This is a genomic window from Desemzia sp. FAM 23988, from assembly GCF_045528365.1.
Taxonomy (GTDB): Bacteria; Bacillota; Bacilli; order Lactobacillales; family Carnobacteriaceae; genus Desemzia.
Window position 1 is genome coordinate 52,160 of record NZ_JBGQQS010000012.1, and the last position, 18,986, is coordinate 71,145.

Annotated in this window: 15 protein-coding genes and 1 pseudogene; 12 read left to right on the forward strand and 4 right to left on the reverse strand. The window is 39.6% G+C overall.

What is annotated here, in order from left to right; translation table 11 throughout:
• Positions 1 to 79: 79 nt before the first annotated feature.
• Positions 80 to 1,471 carry an L-cystine transporter gene (locus ACEN4L_RS08280; protein WP_407097250.1) on the forward strand — a complete coding sequence of 464 codons (1,392 nt, stop codon included), beginning with the start codon at positions 80 to 82 and terminating at the stop codon, positions 1,469 to 1,471.
• Positions 1,472 to 1,761: 290 nt separating this feature from the next.
• On the opposite strand, the gene ACEN4L_RS08285 is transcribed toward ACEN4L_RS08280, so the two are convergent.
• Genes ACEN4L_RS08285 through ACEN4L_RS08295 form a run of 3 tightly spaced genes read right to left on the reverse strand, consistent with a single transcriptional unit; the run spans position 1,762 to position 4,575 of the window.
• Positions 1,762 to 2,988 carry an ABC transporter permease gene (locus ACEN4L_RS08285; RefSeq protein WP_407097249.1) on the reverse strand — a complete coding sequence of 409 codons (1,227 nt, stop codon included), beginning with the start codon at positions 2,986 to 2,988 and terminating at the stop codon, positions 1,762 to 1,764.
• 17 nt (positions 2,989 to 3,005) lie between these two features.
• Positions 3,006 to 3,695: an ABC transporter ATP-binding protein gene (locus tag ACEN4L_RS08290; protein WP_407097248.1), complete on the reverse strand. Its 690-nt coding sequence runs from the start codon at positions 3,693 to 3,695 to the stop codon at positions 3,006 to 3,008.
• A 13-nt stretch (positions 3,696 to 3,708) separates the two neighbouring features.
• A complete protein-coding gene (locus ACEN4L_RS08295) occupies positions 3,709 to 4,575 on the reverse strand; it encodes an HlyD family efflux transporter periplasmic adaptor subunit (protein WP_407097247.1) in 867 nt (288 codons plus the stop codon).
• 180 nt (positions 4,576 to 4,755) lie between these two features.
• Between ACEN4L_RS08295 and ACEN4L_RS08300 the strand changes: the two genes are divergently transcribed.
• The 9 genes and pseudogenes from ACEN4L_RS08300 (at position 4,756) to ACEN4L_RS08340 (ending at position 15,827) form a co-directional block, all read left to right on the forward strand.
• Positions 4,756 to 5,484 carry a metallophosphoesterase gene (locus ACEN4L_RS08300; protein ID WP_407097246.1) on the forward strand — a complete coding sequence of 243 codons (729 nt, stop codon included), beginning with the start codon at positions 4,756 to 4,758 and terminating at the stop codon, positions 5,482 to 5,484.
• Positions 5,485 to 5,562: 78 nt separating this feature from the next.
• Positions 5,563 to 6,534 carry an ABC transporter ATP-binding protein gene (locus tag ACEN4L_RS08305; RefSeq protein WP_407097245.1) on the forward strand — a complete coding sequence of 324 codons (972 nt, stop codon included), beginning with the start codon at positions 5,563 to 5,565 and terminating at the stop codon, positions 6,532 to 6,534.
• Positions 6,534 to 8,051 (forward strand): ABC transporter permease/substrate-binding protein, encoded by a 1,518-nt coding sequence (locus ACEN4L_RS08310; RefSeq protein ID WP_407097244.1) that lies wholly within the window; start codon positions 6,534 to 6,536, stop codon positions 8,049 to 8,051. The genes ACEN4L_RS08305 and ACEN4L_RS08310 overlap by 1 nt, the downstream gene beginning before the upstream one ends.
• A 25-nt stretch (positions 8,052 to 8,076) precedes the next feature.
• Positions 8,077 to 8,901, forward strand: a complete 825-nt coding sequence (locus tag ACEN4L_RS08315; protein WP_407097243.1) for a metallophosphoesterase — start codon at positions 8,077 to 8,079, stop codon at positions 8,899 to 8,901.
• A gap of 897 nt (positions 8,902 to 9,798) precedes the next feature.
• The gene (locus ACEN4L_RS08320) at positions 9,799 to 11,976 is read left to right on the forward strand and encodes a Tex family protein (protein ID WP_407097242.1); all 2,178 of its coding nucleotides are present in this window, start codon (positions 9,799 to 9,801) and stop codon (positions 11,974 to 11,976) included.
• Between the two features lie 43 nt (positions 11,977 to 12,019).
• Positions 12,020 to 12,486 (forward strand): annotated as a pseudogene (locus ACEN4L_RS08325) (SprT family protein).
• Positions 12,487 to 12,669: 183 nt separating this feature from the next.
• On the forward strand, positions 12,670 to 13,728 hold the full coding sequence (locus ACEN4L_RS08330) for an LLM class flavin-dependent oxidoreductase (protein ID WP_407097241.1): 1,059 nt from the start codon (positions 12,670 to 12,672) through the stop codon (positions 13,726 to 13,728).
• 11 nt (positions 13,729 to 13,739) lie between these two features.
• Positions 13,740 to 14,306 carry an NADPH-dependent FMN reductase gene (locus ACEN4L_RS08335; RefSeq protein ID WP_407097240.1) on the forward strand — a complete coding sequence of 189 codons (567 nt, stop codon included), beginning with the start codon at positions 13,740 to 13,742 and terminating at the stop codon, positions 14,304 to 14,306.
• 108 nt (positions 14,307 to 14,414) lie between these two features.
• Complete coding sequence (locus ACEN4L_RS08340; RefSeq protein ID WP_407097239.1) at positions 14,415 to 15,827, forward strand: glycosyl hydrolase family 28-related protein; 1,413 nt, start codon at positions 14,415 to 14,417, stop codon at positions 15,825 to 15,827.
• 71 nt (positions 15,828 to 15,898) lie between these two features.
• On the opposite strand, the gene ACEN4L_RS08345 is transcribed toward ACEN4L_RS08340, so the two are convergent.
• Positions 15,899 to 17,131 carry an MFS transporter gene (locus ACEN4L_RS08345; protein WP_407097238.1) on the reverse strand — a complete coding sequence of 411 codons (1,233 nt, stop codon included), beginning with the start codon at positions 17,129 to 17,131 and terminating at the stop codon, positions 15,899 to 15,901.
• 450 nt (positions 17,132 to 17,581) lie between these two features.
• Between ACEN4L_RS08345 and pyrF the strand changes: the two genes are divergently transcribed.
• Complete coding sequence (pyrF, locus tag ACEN4L_RS08350; RefSeq protein WP_407097237.1) at positions 17,582 to 18,295, forward strand: orotidine-5'-phosphate decarboxylase; 714 nt, start codon at positions 17,582 to 17,584, stop codon at positions 18,293 to 18,295.
• Between the two features lies 1 nt (position 18,296).
• Entirely contained in the window at positions 18,297 to 18,926 is a 630-nt protein-coding gene (pyrE, locus tag ACEN4L_RS08355) for an orotate phosphoribosyltransferase (protein ID WP_407097236.1), read from the forward strand.
• Positions 18,927 to 18,986: the final 60 nt, after the last annotated feature.

Here is an 18,986-nt window from a genome sequence, read left to right on the forward strand (position 1 = left end):
AGGTAGTCTGGGACCTTTAATCCTATGATCAAAAAATGCTTTCCAGTCATGGGAGAGCGATATTAAAGGGAGAGTTTATATGACAACAGTATCTATTATTTTAGTATTGGTATTATTTGTCGCTGTTTTGTTTGGGCTATGGAAAATGCAAACAAAACATGTGAAGTTTTCAACTCGTGTATTTGCGGGTTTAGGAGCAGGGGTAGCTTTTGGTGGTCTTTTGCAATTATTATTCGGTTCTGATGGAGCAGTTACAACAGAAACCATCAGTTGGATCAATATCGTTGGACAAGGATACGTAAGATTCTTGCAAATGTTGATCATGCCATTGATTTTTGTCTCTATTATTGGAGCATTTACAAAAATTGAAAACAGTAAAAACCTAGGGAAAATCAGTACTTCAGTATTGACGACTTTGTTGGCCACTACAGCGATTGCTGCTTTGATCGGTATCGGAAGCGTCTTACTGTTTAACTTAGATGGAGCTGAATTTACTCAAGGAGATGCTGAAACAGCTCGTATCGAACAAATAACCGAAACTTCGGCCCAAGTAGAAGATCTATCTCTTCCAGAACAAATTGTTAATTTTATTCCGAATAATGTATTTGCAGATTTAGCTGATTCAAGAGATACAAGTACCATTGCAGTTGTAATCTTTTCAGCATTTGTAGGAGTTGCTTATCTAGGAATTTCTAGAAAAGATCCGGAAAATGCTTCTTTCTTCAAAAAAATCATGGATAGCTTGTATTCCATTGTGATGCGTATCGTAACATTGGTATTGCGCATATCTCCATATGGTATTTTTGCTTTAATGACAAAAATGTTAGCTACTAGTGATTTCAATGCCTTAGTAAACTTAGGGGTATTTGTCATTGCATCTTATTCAGCTATTGCCGTGATGTTTATTATTCATATGTTGATTTTATCAGGGTTTAAAGTAAACCCATTCACATATGTGAAAAAAGCACTCCCAGTATTAAGTTTTGCATTTACTGCTCGTTCAAGCGCTGGTGCATTGCCGCTAAACATTGAAACACAAACAAAAGCTTTAGGTGTAGATAGTGCCTCAGCTAACTTTGCTGGATCATTTGGTTTATCTATTGGGCAAAACGGTTGTGCAGGGATTTATCCTGCGATGTTAGCAACCATTGTTGCACCGACTGTTGGAATCGATGTATTTAGTCCTTCATTTATTATTACGTTGGTTGCAGTAGTAACCATCAGCTCATTTGGTGTTGCTGGTGTAGGTGGTGGAGCAACGTTTGCTGCTTTGATCGTTTTAGGTGCTTTGGATTTACCGATTGCCATTGTTGGATTGTTGATTTCGGTTGAACCGATTATTGATATGGCTCGTACGATGTTGAACGTAAATGACAGCATGTTAGCTGGAGTTGTTTCTTCTAGAGTTGTCCACACATTAGATGATGATATCTTAAATGATAAAAATGCAGTTGTGACTAGCGAAGCATAAAAAAATAGATGATTTAAAGATATGGGCTAGGTTAAGAAATCCATTCTAGTCTTGATAGAAACGAAACATGCCGCTTTCTCCTGATTTAACTAGGGGGAAAGCGGCATGTTTCTTTATTTTGTATTCCTAATGAGCAATAGTCTTAAAGATGATAACATTCCTGCTCTTTTAAACAAGTTGCGTAAGGCAGCTCACACGCCCAAAAATAGAACCAGCCGTAGTCAGGTGCACTTTACCTGACTACGGCTGGTTCTATTTTGTTCGGAGAGCTAAACGCCTTACTCTATTCTTTATTCGTAACGCAATGCTTCGATTGGGTCTAGTTTAGCTGCTTTTCGGGCTGGATAGAGTCCGAAGAAGATTCCTACTGCACTAGAGAAAAGTAGGACTAGTACAACAGAGCCGAGGGTGATATTTGGAACGATATTCAAGGCATTTGAAACTCCTGTTGCCAGTAAAATACCTAGGATAAGCCCAATGGTTCCGCCAATTAAACAAAGGATAACGGATTCCATCAAGAACTGTACTAAAATGGTTCTGGTTGTTGCTCCCAAAGCTTTTCGTGTACCAATTTCGCGGGTGCGCTCGGTAACGGAAACCAGCATAATGTTCATCACACCAATCCCACCAACGAGTAGAGCGATTCCGGCTACTGCGGCAATGAAATTAATAAATAAGCTTAGCACTTGATCCACTTGATCGAGTGCTTGTAGGAAGTTGGTAGCTGAATACCAGTTTTCCCCTACAGCATCATGCCTTGTTTCTAGAATACGCACAATCTGAGTTGAAACCGATTCGATAGTATCTTTATCGGCTACTTGAATCGTTAAACTGTTGATTCCGCCCAGAGTAGGATTTAATTTTTCCATTGTTGTCAAAGGAATTGATGCATATAAAGGCATTTGACTCAAATCAAATGAGCCTTGCAAATCTTGGAAAGTTCCTTCAACAATTCCGATAACGGTCAAATCCAATTGATTTCCTGAATCTCCTACCAATTTGATTTGTTCTCCTAGAACTTCTGTCCGTCCATTAAATAAAGCTGCAGCGGTATCTTCACTAATCACAATGACATTTTTTCCATCGGCGTAGTCATTTTGATTAAAGTAACGTCCACTGATGATGGTGCTTTCCATAACTTGATTGGTATATTGAAGATCGGGTGTACCGTAAGAGATAACGGATTGTCGACTATCAAAATCTGACTGCATAGAAGCTATTGCTGTGTTGTCTGGTGAAATACGTTCAATTTCTGGAATAGCTTCTTTTAAAGCTAAGATATCATTTTCTGTAATCGGGTCTGTTTCAGAGGCTTCGTCAGTTGTAGAAAGTGAAATTGTTGAAGCGCCTAAGTTATTAAATGTGCCAGTAATTTCTTCTGTAGCACCATTTCCGACACCTAAAATCGCAATTACGGCTGCTATACCAATGATAATTCCTAACATGGTAAGAAAGGAGCGCATTTTATTTGCCAGAACGCTATCGATCGCCATTTTAAAATTTTCACTAAAATTCAAAGAGTAACAGCTCCTTTCTATATTATTTTTTGAGTTTGATTGTGGTCATCTTGGATTTCTCCATCTCTAAACAAAACCATACGTTTTGTATATGCAGCTACTTCCGGTTCATGTGTAACCATGACAACGGTGGTTCCTTCAGCATTGATTTCTTGAAAAATACGCATGATTTCTAAAGTCGTTTTAGAATCTAAATTTCCCGTTGGTTCGTCTGCCATTAAAACGGAAGGTTGATTAACGATTGCTCGAGCAATTGCTACACGTTGCTTTTGTCCCCCAGAAATTTCATTGGGTCGGTGTTTCACTCGATCACTCAAACCAACTCTATCTAAAGCTTTTAAAGCTCTTTCGCGTCTTTCTTTTTTAGGAACATTGGCATAAACCATTGGCAATTCAACATTCTCTAAAATAGTCATACGCGGAATTAAGTTGAAAGATTGGAAAATAAAGCCGATTTCTTTATTACGGACGAGGGCACTCTCGTTATCTGATAAATGGCTCACGTCTTGTCCATTTAAAAAGTATGTTCCAGCATCAAAGCGGTCTAATAAGCCTAGGATATTCATCATGGTTGATTTTCCAGAACCGCTGGGGCCCATAATTGAAGTGAATTCACCTTTTTCGATGCGCAAATCGATTTTGTTCAGAGCAGTCAATGATTCTCCGCCTGTATAATATGTTTTAGTGATTCCTTTAATTTCAATCAATGTTATCTACCCTCTATTCTTTGTCTTGAGTCGTTACAGTAATACCGTCTTTTACATCTTCGCTTGGTGAAAGAACAACGGAGTCGCCAGAAGCTAAACCAGAAAGAATCTCTACTTTTGTAGTAGATTGAAGCCCAATTTCTACGGGTGTATTTTGAACGACATCATTTTCTACCGTATACACGAAAGGCTCGTTTTCATTATTGTAAACTAATGATTCTATTGGAATCGTTAAGGCGTTTTCTGCACTATTTGTGGTGATGTCTGCATCAATATCAAAACCAGCAATCAAGCCTTCTGGATTTTCATCAAATGAAATCACAGCATTTAATAGTTGAGTAGATCCTGTTGCACCAGTAGTTTCTATAGCTACTGGATCTACATGTGTGACAGTACCAGAATAAGTATTGTCTCCACTTGATAACTCAACGGCTTGGTCTACTTTGACTAAAGGAGCATCAGATTTAGTTAATTGAATCGCAACTTCTAATTCATTTAAATCTGACAAAACAACTGCAGGAGTCCCAGTTTGAGCACTTAAATCAGGCTCATCTTCAGAAGCGTTGACAGCTGTCACAGTACCTGCAAAATCGGCTTCAATATTGACTCCATCGAATGAAATCAATGTATCTCCTTCTTCAACAGTATCATTCACAGCAACCGGTAAATCAGAAACAGTACCTTGTCCAAATACTTCTTGCGTTTGGCTAGGCTCAACCAGTCCAGTCAAAGACAATGTCTCTGTAATGGTTTCTTCTGTTACTGTATCGGTACGTACTGTTAAAACTTCTTCCTTATTATTTGCAAAAATAAGGGTATATCCTATTAAGGCAACTGCTGCTACGGCAACTATGATGCCGATGATTTTTTTCCAATTCATCAAAAAAACTTCCTCTCACTATTCGACTAATTTTTAACCATACGTCTTTATTATAAAGCGAAAAAATAGAGACGTCTATTTTGTTGCCAAAACTTAAGAAAGAATTAGAGTCTATCTTTTAGCCTATTTGTATTTTTTCTGTATAATAAAGTATATAAATGCTAAGAGAGGCGTTGCTTTATGAAACAAGAAATTTTTGCAATAGGCGATGTTCATGGAGAAATCACTTTGTTCAAAGAGATGTTACAGAACTGGGATGAAGAGACACAGCAACTTGTTTTGATAGGGGACTTAGGAGACCGTGGGGAAAATCCAAAAGAGTGTTTCGCTTTAGGGAACTCTTTAGTGGCCGAAAAAGGAGCTATTTGTTTACGAGGAAATCACGAAGAGATGCTGCTTGGTTTTCTGCGTCAACCAGAAGAAAATTATTCATTGTATGCTATGAACGGCGGAGGAAAAACCATTGAGACCTTCTTGCATCCAGGTGCGGAAGAGGAATATTCGGCTGTAGAAATAGCGGGAATGATCAAAAGTCATTACCCCTGGCTAGAAGTATTTTTAGAAAACTGCTTGCTGTATTATGAATGGGAAGACTATATTTTTGTACATGCTGGTGTCGACTTAGCTAAAAAAGACTGGAAAAAAACCGCCGCAAAAGATTTTGTATGGATTCGCGAAGGTTTTTACGATCAGAAAAATAAGACAGGCAAAAAAATAGTTTTTGGACATACCATAACTCCAATGCTATATGGTGATAACGAGACTACTGATGTATGGACCAAAAATGACCTTATTGGTATTGATGGCGGTGCTGTGTACGGAGGAGCTTTGCATGGAGTTCGTTTCGATAAAACAGGGATCGTAAAAGATTACGCTATTCCAAATAAAAACAAGGGATTGTGGGAATAAAAAGTAGAAAAAGCATGGTTTGGGATATGGTGTCTCAAACCAATTGCTTTAGTCTAAAAAAAATTAAGGGGAGAAAAAATGATTCAATTTGAGAAGGTATCCAAAGAATACCAAGAAAATAAACCCGTAGTCTCTAACTTAAGCTTTGAAATTCAAGATAATGAATTTTTTGTGTTTATTGGACCTAGTGGAAGTGGCAAAACGACCACTTTAAAAATGATCAATCGCTTGATTCCATTAACAAACGGCTATATTCGGATTGATGGGAAAATGATCAGTGAGTACAAATTAAATGAATTGCGTTGGAATATCGGCTATGTATTGCAGCAAATTGCATTATTCCCGCATATGACGATTGAGGAAAATATTACGGTCGTACCAGAAATGAAGAAGTGGCCTAAAGAAAAAATGAAAGAACGTGTCACAGAACTATTAGCTAGTGTAGGGTTGGACCCAGAAAGTTATCGGAACCGCAAACCAGCTGAATTATCGGGTGGAGAACAACAACGAATTGGAATCGTTCGCGCATTAGCAGCAGACCCGGATATTATTTTAATGGATGAACCGTTTAGTTCGTTGGACCCTATCAGCCGTAGCAGCTTACAACAAGACTTGTTACATATGAAAGAGACTTTGAATAAAACCATTGTCTTTGTAACGCATGATATTAGCGAAGCTTTAACGTTAGGTGATCGTATCTGCTTATTTAACAAAGGAGAAGTTGTGCAGATTGGAACGCCTCAAGAAATCCGAGAGCAGCCTAAGAATGACTTTGTACGAGAATTTTTAAAAGCTGGGAATATAGTTTCAGAACAACGTCGAACAGTAGGCGATTTAGTAAAAGCAGGTTATATGGACAAAAGAACGGCAGACGTTGAGGGTGCTCCAAGCCTCAATATTTATGCGACCATCGAGAAAGCGACTGGCGTATTAGCTAAAGCATCAAACGTAAAGGTCATGAATGAGAACCAAGAATGGATTGGAACTATTTCACAACAACAACTTCTTTCTTACCTGGCCGATAACGTTCAGGAAGGAGGAAACCGCTAATGCAAACATTGATCGATACATTTGTAGAACGAAGAGAGCAACTGTGGACCACTTTATTAGAACATATCGAATTGTCATTGATTTCATTACTAATAGCCGTTTTGATCGCTATTCCCATCGCAATAGCTTTGACTTATCGAAAAAAATGGGCAAACCCTATTATTCAAATTACTGCAATTTTCCAAACGATTCCTTCTTTAGCTTTACTAGGGTTATTGATTCCGCTGGTAGGTATTGGACGACTTCCCGCCACCATCGCTTTAGTGATGTATGCATTGCTGCCAATACTGCGCAATACCTATATCGGTATTGTGGATATTGATCCTTCAATGACTGAAGCTGCAGATGCAATGGGGATGAATGCCTTTCGAAAATTAGTGAAAGTCCAAATCCCAATGGCACTTCCTGTCATTATGGGAGGAATCCGTAATGCAATGGTCTTGATTGTCGGAACGGCTACAATTGCTTCATTGATCGGGGCAGGAGGTCTAGGGGATCTTATCTTACTAGGAATCGACCGAGGAGATAACTCACTGATCTTGTTGGGAGCTATTCCATCCGCGTTACTAGCGATTTTGTTTGATGTCTTTTTGGGTGTTTTGGAAAAAATCTCCTTTAGAAAGACGATTATTGTATTAAGTGTAGTGTTAGGTTTGATGGTGATTGGTTTTGTTGCTTCATGGCTAACCAATTCTGAAGAAGAAATTACGATTGGTGGTAAATTAGGTGCTGAACCCACTATTCTGATGCATATGTATGAAGATTTAATTGAAAGCCAAACCGATATTTCTGTAGCATTAGAACCTAATCTAGGGAAAACAACCTTCAACTTTAATGCCATCCAATCTGGAGACATCGATATTTATACCGAATACACTGGAACGGTGTTGGCCACTTTCTTAGATGAACCGCTTGAGTCATCAGACGAAGCTCTAGTTTATGAACAAGCTAAAACCGGTTTAGAAGAGCAATATGAGATGACTTTACTGGATCCAATGGATTTCAACAACACTTATGTATTGGCGGTCACTGAAGAGTTGGCTGAACAATATGATTTGGAAACTTTTTCTGATTTGATTCCGATTGCTGACGAAATCAAAGCTGGATTTACATTAGAGTTTTCAGACCGAGAAGATGGATATCCGGGGATTCAAGAATTATACGGGTTAACATTTGGCAGTGTGGAAACAATGGAACCAAATATCCGCTATCAAGCTGTTGAAACTGGAGACGTCAATCTAGTAGATGCTTATTCTACGGATAGTGATATTGAAGCCTATAACTTAGTTCAACTAGAAGATGATTTAGGCCTATTCCCACCTTATCAAGGAGCTCCATTGATGCTGATAGAAACGTTGGAAAAATACCCGGAATTGGAAGGAATATTGAACCAATTAGGTGGGAAAATAACTGACGAACAAATGCGTCAAATGAACTATGCAGTAGATGTGGAAGGCAAATCGGAAGATGAAGTAGCGCATGAATTTTTAGTAGAAGAAGGATTAATGCCGAACTAGAAAAAATGAGTAAAGGAAGACGTAAATGAAGATAGGAGTTATTTCTGATATTCATATCGATTCAAATAAAAAGGCTATTCCAGCAGGGAGCACATTTGCCAAAACATTAGCTAAACAACTTCATCAAAAGGATGTTGATCTATTGCTGTTGGCTGGAGATATCAGTAGTGATTACCATCTTTCGCAAAGTTTTATGGATAAGTTAAAAGAAGAAACGACTTGTCGAGTTCTGTTTATTCCTGGAAACCATGATTTCTGGTCTCGAAAGAATGGGGAAGAAGATACCAAAAAGATTTACGATTTTTTCAAACAACAACCAGAAAGCATTCTTGAAAAGCCTTATATCATCAATGACAAATGGGCTGTGGTGGGCAATTCGGGATGGTACGATTACGGATATGCGGATGATGAGCAATATACAAAAGAAGATTTTGACCGGATGAAGTATCGGATTGGTGCTTGGAACGACAAATATTATGTGCATTGGGGCAAAGAAAACCAAGAAGTTGCGCAGTGGATGTTGGATAAGATAGAAGAAGATATGGAGAAAATCGGAGATCGCAACGTGATTCTTATGACCCATATCGCTACTCATCCGCAATTCGTGGTGCAGCTTCCTAATCGAGTATATGATTATTTTAATGCCTTTTTAGGCAGTTCTTCCTATGAATGGCTGTATCAAAAATACCCTATTAAATACAGCATCATGGGGCATGTTCATTTTAGAAAGACGTTACGTGATGAGGAAAGAACCTACATCAGTGCGTGTTTAGGCAACAAAAAGCATTGGCGTAAAAAAAATATTGAAACCGAGATTGCCAGAACTATGGTGATGTTTGAAATTGACTAGATAATAGATATAGATGGCAGGAGTGAAGCTTGATTGAGCTTTACTCCTGTTTTTTGCGTGGATTTTTAGAGATAGAGGTTTTATCTCACAAATTGGCAAGATTCAGAAGCTGAAATGTGAGTGATGGGAGCTCTACTTAACAAAGTAACAAAATTTAGAGATTCATTTGTGAGTGATGATACTTTTAAGTAACGAAAGATGACAATCGAACTGTTAAATCGTCAGTAAAAAGGCCTTTGACTAGTTTAATCTTTTGAACCACTATCAATCAAAATAAGTACGACGAACCTCATGGAATCTAATCGGTTTTTCCACTTTCTAGGCTAAACGCTTTTCTCCACTCTCTCATTAAACGAGTTGCGAAAAGCAGCCTATACGACGTATAAGCTAATCCCAACTGTCAGGTAAAGAGCACCTGCCTGTTAGGATTTTCTTATAGTCGATAGGCTAAACGCTTTTCTCCACTCTCTCATTAAACGAGTTGCGAAAAGCAGCCTATACGACGTATAAGCTAATCCTAACTGTCAGGTAAAGAGCACCTGCCTGTTAGGATTTTCTTATAGTCGATAGTAAACGCTTTTCTCCACTCTCTCATTAAACGAGTTGCGCATGGCTGCTCATACGCCTATAAGTTACTCTTCTAACTGTCAGGAAAGTTCGCCTGACTGTAGGAAGAGTATCTTATATTCGATGAGCAAAACGCCATTCTCCACTCTCTGCTTCTTAAACGAGTTGCGCAGAGCAGACTACATGTCTATAAGAAGATTTTGACCTGTCAGGAAAGTGCACCTGACTGGTCAAAATCTTCTTATAGCCAGTAGTCTAAACGCTCTGCTCCACTCTCTCTTTGTTTATGCTAAAATAGGGTGTATGTGTATTATAGGGAGGAAGAAGATTATGGCTGAAACAAATGAAAATCGTGTACTGGAATTATTAAATGCTGAATTGACAGCTTACTCAAAAAAACAAATTACTACTGTATTGAATTTATTGAGTGAAGGAAATACGGTTCCTTTTATTGCTCGTTACCGAAAAGAAATGACGGGTACTTTGGATGAAGTACAGATTCGCGAAATCGAAGAGCGACACACTTACCTGGAGAATTTAGAAAAACGTAAAAACGATGTCCTTCACTCGATTGAAGAACAAGGCAAATTGACTCCTGAATTGGGAAAAGAGATCAAACAAGCGGATAAAATGCAATTAGTAGAAGATTTGTATCGTCCATTCAAGCAGAAACGCCGTACTAAAGCTACGATTGCTAAAGAAAAAGGGTTAGAACCTTTAGCAGAGTGGTTACTGTCTTTTCCAAAAACCGACGTGACCGCAGAAGCTGAAAAATACATTGATGAAGAACAGGAAGTAGTAACAACAGAAGATGCCCTAGCAGGAGCACACGAAATACTGGCAGAATCTTTTGGTGACGAACCAACTTACCGTCAATGGATCCGTGATTTCACTTTCAACAATGGACGCATCGTTTCAGTTTCGAAAAATGAAGAAGCAGACGAAAAAGGCGTTTATGAAATGTACTATGATTTCAGCGAGGCTATCAAATCAGTAGTATCGCACCGTGTATTAGCGATGAATCGTGGAGAAAAAGAGAAGATTCTAAAAGTCACTTTGGAAGTTGATGAAAACCGAATTTATTCTTATCTAATCAATCAAATTATGAAAGATTTATCTTCAACGGCTGCTCCATATCTACAAGAAGCGTATGTAGACAGTTACAAACGGTTTATTGGACCCGCTATTGAACGTGAAATCCGTTCTACTTTAACAGAAGCAGCCGATGAACAAGCGATTGCGATATTTGGAGAGAATTTGCGTAACTTATTGTTGCAACCCCCTTTGAAAGGAAAAGTTGTTTTAGGGTTCGACCCTGCGTATCGTACAGGTTGTAAATTAGCCATTGTGGACGCTACAGGAAAAGTAATGGATATTGATGTGATTTACCCACACAAACCTGCTGGACAAAGACAACGTGAAGAAGCAGCTATTAAATTTAGAGCTATGATTGAAAAATTCGGTGTTGAAATGGTGGCTATCGGGAACGGAACAGCTAGCCGTGAATCAGAGTCCTTTGTAGCAGAAAACTTGAAACAAGTGGACCGAGAAACGTTTTACGTGATCGTCAACGAAGCAGGAGCATCCGTCTACTCAGCAAGTGATGAAGCGCGCAGTGAGTTTCCCAATTTACAAGTCGAACAACGAAGCGCGGTAAGTATCGGTCGTCGTTTGCAAGATCCATTGGCTGAATTGGTGAAAATTGACCCTAAATCGGTTGGAGTAGGTCAATACCAGCACGATGTTTCGCAAAAACGTTTAGAAGAGCAGTTGGATTTTGTGGTTGAAACAGCTGTTAACCAAGTTGGAGTAAACGTAAATACAGCCAGTACTTCTTTATTGCAGCGAGTGGCTGGATTAACGAAAACGACGGCTAAAAATATTGTATCCTATCGGGAAGAAAATGGCCGTTTTGAAAAACGAAACCAATTGAAAAAGGTTCCTCGTCTAGGACCTAAAGCTTACGAGCAAGCTATTGGATTCTTGCGTATTATTGGTGGAAAAAATGTCTTAGACAACACCGGAATTCACCCCGAATCTTATGCTGAAGCGGAGCAAGTTTTGGAATATACTGGCTTAACTTTAAAAGATGTAGGAACAGAAGCTGCTAAAGAAGCTTTATCTCGTGTAAACTTGGATGAATTGGCTACAAAGACAGAGTTAGGGAAAGAAACTTTAAAAGATATTATTGATGCTTTAGTCAAACCAGGCCGAGATTTACGAGATGACATGGCGGCTCCATTATTGCGCCAAGATGTATTGTCAATGGAAGATATTCAACCCGGTATGAAACTAGAGGGAACTGTGCGAAACGTCATTGATTTTGGAGCTTTTGTGGATATTGGTGTGAAGCAAGATGGATTAGTACACATTTCCAAATTAAGCAAAAAATTTGTTAAGCACCCGACTAATGTCGTAGCAGTCGGTGATATTGTAACCGTTTGGGTAGATCAAATCGATGTGAAAAAAGGTCGGATTTCCTTGACCATGTTGGATCCACAGAAATAAAGAGCAACCATTCAAACGATTGAAATGATAAGGAGGTGTACAGTTGAGTCCTGATGAACTACAAGTGCTGGTAGAACAAATTTCTTTGACAGATTTTGGTGCACCTTTCAACCATAAAGCCAGTTTCAATAAACGGTTACGGACAACTGGTGGAAGGTATCATTTGGAAAGTCACGATTTGGATTTTAATCTCAAAGTTTTTGAAACATTTGGGATGGAGGAATTTTTAGGAGTAATCAAGCATGAGTTGTGCCATTATCATTTACATTTGGCGAACAAAGGGTTTCAACATCGTGATGCGGACTTTAAGCTGTTGCTCCAACAAGTCGGCGGCTCTCGGTATGTAAAATCTCTTGCCAAACCTAAAAAACTCATTTTTGGATCTATGAGTGTAAAGAATGCGCTCAGAGATATTACCGCAAACGAAGAATGAATACACAAAAATATTGTTGCGGTGTTTGCAGAGGAAAACTGAAATTGAAACCAGAACGACTAGAACAACAAGTCTAATAACTTTTTCTAAAAAAATTCTCAGAAAATTGGCATCAATTTTCTGAGTTTTTTTTGCTTTTGTCAGCAGAATCAAAAATAAATACTTACAATTTATAGATTTTCCTATATAATATAAAAATACACTTCTAAAAAGTAAGCAACTTGACACAAATAAAGAACAAATCAAAGGAGATACAAAGTATGGAAAAATACCGGATAGATCCCAGCCAGGGATTAGAATTTGGATTGTACACATTAGGCGATCACATTCCTGATCCTGCAACAGGCAAGCGTATCTCGTCAGAACAACGGATTCAAGAAATCATTGAATTAGCTAAATTGGCAGAACAAGCTGGATTAGATTTTTTCAGTGTCGGGGAAAGCCATCAAGAATACTTTACCACTCAAGCACATTCAGTTGTATTGGCAGCCATTGCCCAAGCCACGAATAAAATTAAGATCGCCAGCTCTTCAACCATTATCAGCACTTCAGATCCTGTACGTGTGTATGAGGATTTTGCTACATTGGACCTCATTTCGAATGGACGTGCAGAAATCATTGCAGGTCGTGCATCGAGAGTCGGTCTGTTTGATTTGCTTGGGTATGACCTTAGAGACTACGAAGAATTATTTGAAGAAAAATTTGACTTGTTGAAGCAAATCAATGAGCAAGAAGTTGTCAATTGGGAAGGAAATTTCCGCAGACCGTTAAAAAACGCCCACATTCTTCCTAGGCCTGTAAAGGGTTCATTGCCGCTTTGGCGAGCAGTTGGAGGACCGCCAGAAAGTGCCATCAAAGCTGGTTTCGCTGGAGTACCCATGTTTATAGCGATGTTAGGGGGGCCAGTCAGTTCATTTGAGGTTTCTATACGCGCCTACAGAGAAGCGCTTAGCCGTTCAGGTTTTGAACCTGCAGAATTTCCTGTCGCAACGGCAGGATTCTTTTATGTGGCAGAAACCACTCAACAAGCCTTTAAAGAAGCATATCCCTATATCAATCAGGGCTTGCAGCTGGTGAATGGCTCGCCCTATCCAAAGCAGCAATTTGCTCAGGGAGCAGATACCCGAAATGTGATGAATATTGGTAGTGCACAACAAATCATTGAAAAAATCTTGTATCAATACGAAACATTTGGACACCAGCGTTACATTGCGCAAATGGACTTCGGTGGAGTTCCATTTGATAAATTGCAAAAGAATATTGAGATTATCGGCAACGATATTTTACCCGCGATTAAGAAATACACGAAGAAAAAATAGGAGTGAAATAAATGAATGTAGTCTTGTTATCTGGTTCGAATGTGGGGACCAAAACTCGAGTAGCCATGGATTATACGATCAACGTATTATCAGAAAAATACCCGGAGATCGAAACTACTCTTATCGATTTAGCAGAATACGATATGCAGTTCAGTGATGGACGGAATTATTTGGAATATGAAGGGGACACGGGTTACATCACGAAAACGATTATGGCTGCAGATGCTTTGATTATCGGATCACCAATCTTTCAGGCGTCTATCCCGGCCTCATTAAAAAATGTCTTCGACTTATTGCCGCAAAATGCTTTCAGAGATAAAGTAGCCTCTGTGATCGTGACAGCCGGTTCTCCGAAACATTATTTGATTGCTGAACAACAAATAAAACCCATCTTGGCTTATATGAAAGCCCAAGTGGTGCAGCGCTATGTCTTTATTGAAGAAAAAGATATCTACCGTAAAGAACTAATCAACGACGACATCCATTTCCGCATTGAAAATTTAATCGAAGACACAGTAGTGTTGACAGAAACGTACCAAAAAATCAGAGAAGCAAAAGAAGCAGAGTATGGATTCTAATTAGTACGAATAAAAAAGAGGCGGTACAGCAGAAATGCTGTTCAACGCCTCTTTTGTTATAATGACAGAAAGAAGTCTGAGAGATGTAAAAAGAAAGGTGCGAAAAAGATGTCTCATTCTACTGTGACTCAGGAGTTGATAGCTGAAAAATTTCCGGATTATTTAGACAACAAACAAAAAAGGAAAACTATTCAAAGAACGGAAGCATTATTTCGCTCACTAAACAGTCTGCCAAAGAGAAAAATCAACTGGCAAGATTTGTTGTATTTGCCATTATTGACGAAGCCCAAAAGGGATTACACGATAGCACCGCCTGTTGCTATCGATCAATCTGGATTGATCCGCCCTTATTGGAAAGGGCTGTTTTCCCAAGCCATGAAAGAGTTATCGGAACTGGAACAAGTCTCTGTAACGGATTTTGGAGCGGTCGGTGATGGACAAACAGACTGTACAGAAGCTTTCCGGCAGGCAATCGGGAATGGTAGGAGAAGAGTCTTTGTGCCGGGAGGAACTTTCTGTACTCGGGGATTAAAACTGCCGTCTTATACTGCTTTAGTAGGATCCGATACAGAAGAAACAGTGTTGATCTTAGCAGACGAATCACCAAAAAAAGAACGCTTGCTAACGAATAAAGATTGTTTGAAAGGGAATCATCATATTGAGATCGCTCATATGACATTGGATTGGAATGTGGAACGACTTCCCAAAGAAGAACGCACCTCTGCTGGAGGAACGACTTCGAGCGGAATCACACTAGCACATGTTCAATTTGCACACATCAAAAAAGTGAAGATCATCAATCCAGGCTTACATGGAGTAGATATTACTTCCGTTCGGTACAATTATTTTGGTGATGGTCGACGTTCGATTTTGGGAAGTCGATTTGTCTGGCTGGATGAGGTGGAAGTGATGGGTTTTGGAGATGATGGGATTACGACTCACCATAGTGATGATTTGCTTATTACGAACAGCTATCTTCATCATCCAAGTGGGAGAGCTCATAAAATAGGCTTTTCCAATTCAAACGGCATTGAAGTAGATGACGGTTCTCAGCATGTGGTGCTGGCAAATAATCGAACGGCTTTTTGCTTTGGTGGTGTAGAAATCAAAGCTCATGAAACCAGTTCAGCAGCTTCCGATACACAAATTATCGGGCATTATTCGTATCACGACAATCGCTCGTATAATTTTCGCCATATCGGCCACCATCAAGGAGAAGATACCCAATCCCAATCTGCTTATGGAATCAGAGCTGCTTATTTAGTCTCGGATTCGCCGCAATACACTGATTTATATGTCAAATCAACTCCGAGAGCATTAGTCGTTTCAGCTTATCAAAGAGTAGCCATTCATTCTTTTTTTGCACAAGCAGGACAAGACGAACAAGATCCGATTGCGATTTCTATTCAGTACCGTGCGAATCAGGTGAAACTACGGAAAATTAAGTTGGAAGGATATATCAGAAGTAAAAAAGCGCTGAGAATCTCAGAAACCGCGCGCGAAGTCTCCATTGTTGAATAAAAAGAATCCCAGGTCAAAACAAAAAGCCATGCAGTTTATTGAACTGCATGGCTTTTCTGGCTAATTAGTTTTTAAACTTCAACTGCTTTTGCGCGAACAGTCATATAAGCATTCTTTTTCAATCCAGGAATCGTCATCATTACGACAAAGCTTGTTAGATACAAGACCGATAAGAATCCCATGACGATCAGTAAATTGTAATTGTCCATCAGAAAACCAATTACAAGTGAAGAGAAACCGCCGATTGCTCGACCTACGTTTAATACAGCATTGTTTGCGATAGAGTGGATTCGTGCAGGATACAATTGACTGACGACAGCTCCATAACCTGGGAACATCCCATTTACGAAGAACCCGACAAATGCTCCGCCAAACAATAATGTCAATTGGCTATTGGCGTAGACAAACAAGAAGACTGAGGCAGCTGCTACCAATAAAAACAGAGCGAAGATGATGCGTGGTCCGAATTTGTCCAGTAAACGTCCGAAAGTCAGCATTCCGGCACACATTCCGACAATCGTTACGACCATCCAAAGAGAAGAGCCAGTAACAGACAGTCCCATTTGTTTTTGCAGGATGGAAGGAAGCCAGTTCATCAGACCAAAGTAGCCCGCAATTTGAACGGTGGCCATAAACATTAAAGCAATAGTGGTTCGTGTTAATTCTTTTGTTTTAAACAATTCTTTTAAGGAAGGTTTTTCTTTTGTGATTTCTTCAGCAGAGGCCATCAGTTCAAACTCCCCATCCACCGAAGCGTGCAGCCAAATGACTAAGAGAATCGGGATTAATCCGAATAAGAATAAAGCTCTCCAACCAAGCAGCGGAATCATGGCTCCTGCTAATAAAGCAGCTGCAATGGATCCTATTTGACCAGCGACGCCGTTCCAAGAAGACATGACACCTAATTTTTCCGGAGGCGATACTTTAGCAATGATGCTCATTGCAATTCCGTATTCTCCACCAGCTCCAATTCCAGCAATAAAACGGAGGACACAAACCCAGAAGAACGAATCTGCGAAGAACAAGGCTGCTGTGGCGAGTGAAAAGATCAGGATCGACCATTTGAATAATTTAAGGTTTCCTTTGCGATCTGCTAACACACCGAACACTAGGCCGCCTAATAGCATACCGAGGTTCGTGATAGTAGAAATAAACCCTCCTTGGGCGCCTGTAATACCAAGATCTGTGATGATGGAAGATAAAGCGAATGACAAAAACATGACATTCAAATCGTCCATCCCAGATCCGGCTAAGGCCGCAAAGAGGGCTTTCTGTTTATTTTTGGGCATAGTTGTACTAGCCATAACGACATCTCTCCTTAAAATGGATGCTCTCTGACATCCTTTATTTTAGTTCTCACACAGTATAGCCATAATTTTTCATTCTGGCAAGTATAAAATTTTCCGTTGACAACCCCTGTTCAGTTCGCTAAGATTAGAACCAATGAAATACAAAAGATTTCCTTAATTGAGTCCTGTGAGGCTGAAAGGAAGTGCGGAAAAGTTATACTCTCTTTGCGCTCCTATGCCCATCTACAGGCTAGGAGTGCTTTTTTTGCTGGGAGACTTCCAGCTTCAGCTGGTTTAGTCGAACAGTACAAGATTGAGCGTAAGCGAGAGGTTGTTCATAAAATTTTATCTTTTTTGCAAAATTGCTAGGCCTCGCAGCTCTACTACAACAGCATATGAAGTGTCACATGTAGCTACTTTACTGGAAGAACAAACCGAAACCAAACCGACATGGAGGATAAACAAATGATGACCAAACCTATTATTGCTTTAGATGTGCCGTCTAAAGCAGAAGCAATGTCTTTTCTAGAGTCTTTCGAACAAGAATCCTTATTTTTAAAAGTTGGGATGGAATTGTATTACAGTGAAGGTCCAAGTTTGATACGTGACTTAAAGGATAAAGGCCATCAAATCTTTTTGGACCTAAAATTGCATGATATCCCCAATACTGTTTATCGAGCGATGAAAGTTTTGGCAACTTTAGAAGTGGATATGGTAAATGTACACGCAGCTGGTGGAAAAGAGATGATGGAAGCGGCCATGAGAGGGTTGGAAGAAGGAACCAAAAAAGGGAGTAATCGTCCATTACTGATTGCTGTAACTCAGCTGACTTCTACTACAGAAGAAGCAATGCAAAACGAACAACTGATTGGACATTCGTTAGAAGAAAGTGTCACTCAATATGCCAAATTGGCTTATCAAGCGGGATTGGATGGAGTAGTGTGTTCAGCACTAGAAGCTCGCATGATTCATGAAGCGACTAGTCAAGGATTTTTATGTGTGACTCCCGGCATTAGACCTGCAGGAGCTGACATTGGAGATCAAAAACGTGTAGCTACGCCTGAGTTAGCGTTAAAAGAAGGAGCTACTCATATTGTTGTGGGACGTCCGATTGCACAATCTGAAAACCCAGTAAAAGCTTATAAAAACATCACCAACCAATGGAATGGGGAGAAATAAGATGAATCAAGAGACTAAATTTGCAGATTTATTATTGGAATGTGAGGCAGTCAGTTTGAGTCCGAAAGCACCTTTTACTTGGGCGAGCGGTATCAAAAGTCCAATCTACTGCGATAATCGTATTACGATGAGTTACCCATCAGTGCGAAAAGAAATCGCTAAAGGGTTGGCCGACTTGATTCAACAATTTTATCCAGATGCGGAAGTGATTGCTGGAACGGCTACAGCTGGGATTCCTCATGCTGCTTGGGTGGCGGAAAAATTAGATTTGCCGATGATTTATGTCCGTGGTAAAGCTAAAGATCATGGCAAACAAAATCAAATCGAAGGACGCCTTCAAAGTGGACAAAAAGTGGTTTGTATTGAAGATTTGATTTCCACAGGTGGAAGTGTCATTGATGCTGCATTAGCCATTCAACAAGCTGGCGGAGAAGTTTTAGGATGTGCAGCAATATTCAGCTATCAACTTCCTGCAGCGAAAGAAAACTTCGGAAAAGCTGGATTTGAGATACACACACTTTCAAACTATACGACTTTAATCGAACAAGCTGTAGAAAAAGGCACTATTGACTCGGAAGAAAAGCAGTTGTTAGAAGAATGGCGTAAAAATCCTTCTCAATGGGGAAAATAAAATGATTGCAAAAAGCGGACCAAAATAATGGTCCGCTTTTTTAAACGTCCTGTTCCACGC

Coding starts and splice junctions, on each gene's coding strand:
- pyrE (WP_407097236.1), top strand. CDS start 18,297: ATGAATCAAGAGACTAAATTTGCAGATTTATTATTGGAATGTGAGGCA.
- ACEN4L_RS08345 (WP_407097238.1), bottom strand. CDS start 17,131: ATGGCTAGTACAACTATGCCCAAAAATAAACAGAAAGCCCTCTTTGCG.
- ACEN4L_RS08320 (WP_407097242.1), top strand. CDS start 9,799: ATGGCTGAAACAAATGAAAATCGTGTACTGGAATTATTAAATGCTGAA.
- ACEN4L_RS08295 (WP_407097247.1), bottom strand. CDS start 4,575: ATGAATTGGAAAAAAATCATCGGCATCATAGTTGCCGTAGCAGCAGTT.
- ACEN4L_RS08340 (WP_407097239.1), top strand. CDS start 14,415: ATGTCTCATTCTACTGTGACTCAGGAGTTGATAGCTGAAAAATTTCCG.
- ACEN4L_RS08315 (WP_407097243.1), top strand. CDS start 8,077: ATGAAGATAGGAGTTATTTCTGATATTCATATCGATTCAAATAAAAAG.
- ACEN4L_RS08310 (WP_407097244.1), top strand. CDS start 6,534: ATGCAAACATTGATCGATACATTTGTAGAACGAAGAGAGCAACTGTGG.
- ACEN4L_RS08335 (WP_407097240.1), top strand. CDS start 13,740: ATGAATGTAGTCTTGTTATCTGGTTCGAATGTGGGGACCAAAACTCGA.
- ACEN4L_RS08330 (WP_407097241.1), top strand. CDS start 12,670: ATGGAAAAATACCGGATAGATCCCAGCCAGGGATTAGAATTTGGATTG.
- ACEN4L_RS08280 (WP_407097250.1), top strand. CDS start 80: ATGACAACAGTATCTATTATTTTAGTATTGGTATTATTTGTCGCTGTT.
- pyrF (WP_407097237.1), top strand. CDS start 17,582: ATGATGACCAAACCTATTATTGCTTTAGATGTGCCGTCTAAAGCAGAA.
- ACEN4L_RS08300 (WP_407097246.1), top strand. CDS start 4,756: ATGAAACAAGAAATTTTTGCAATAGGCGATGTTCATGGAGAAATCACT.
- ACEN4L_RS08305 (WP_407097245.1), top strand. CDS start 5,563: ATGATTCAATTTGAGAAGGTATCCAAAGAATACCAAGAAAATAAACCC.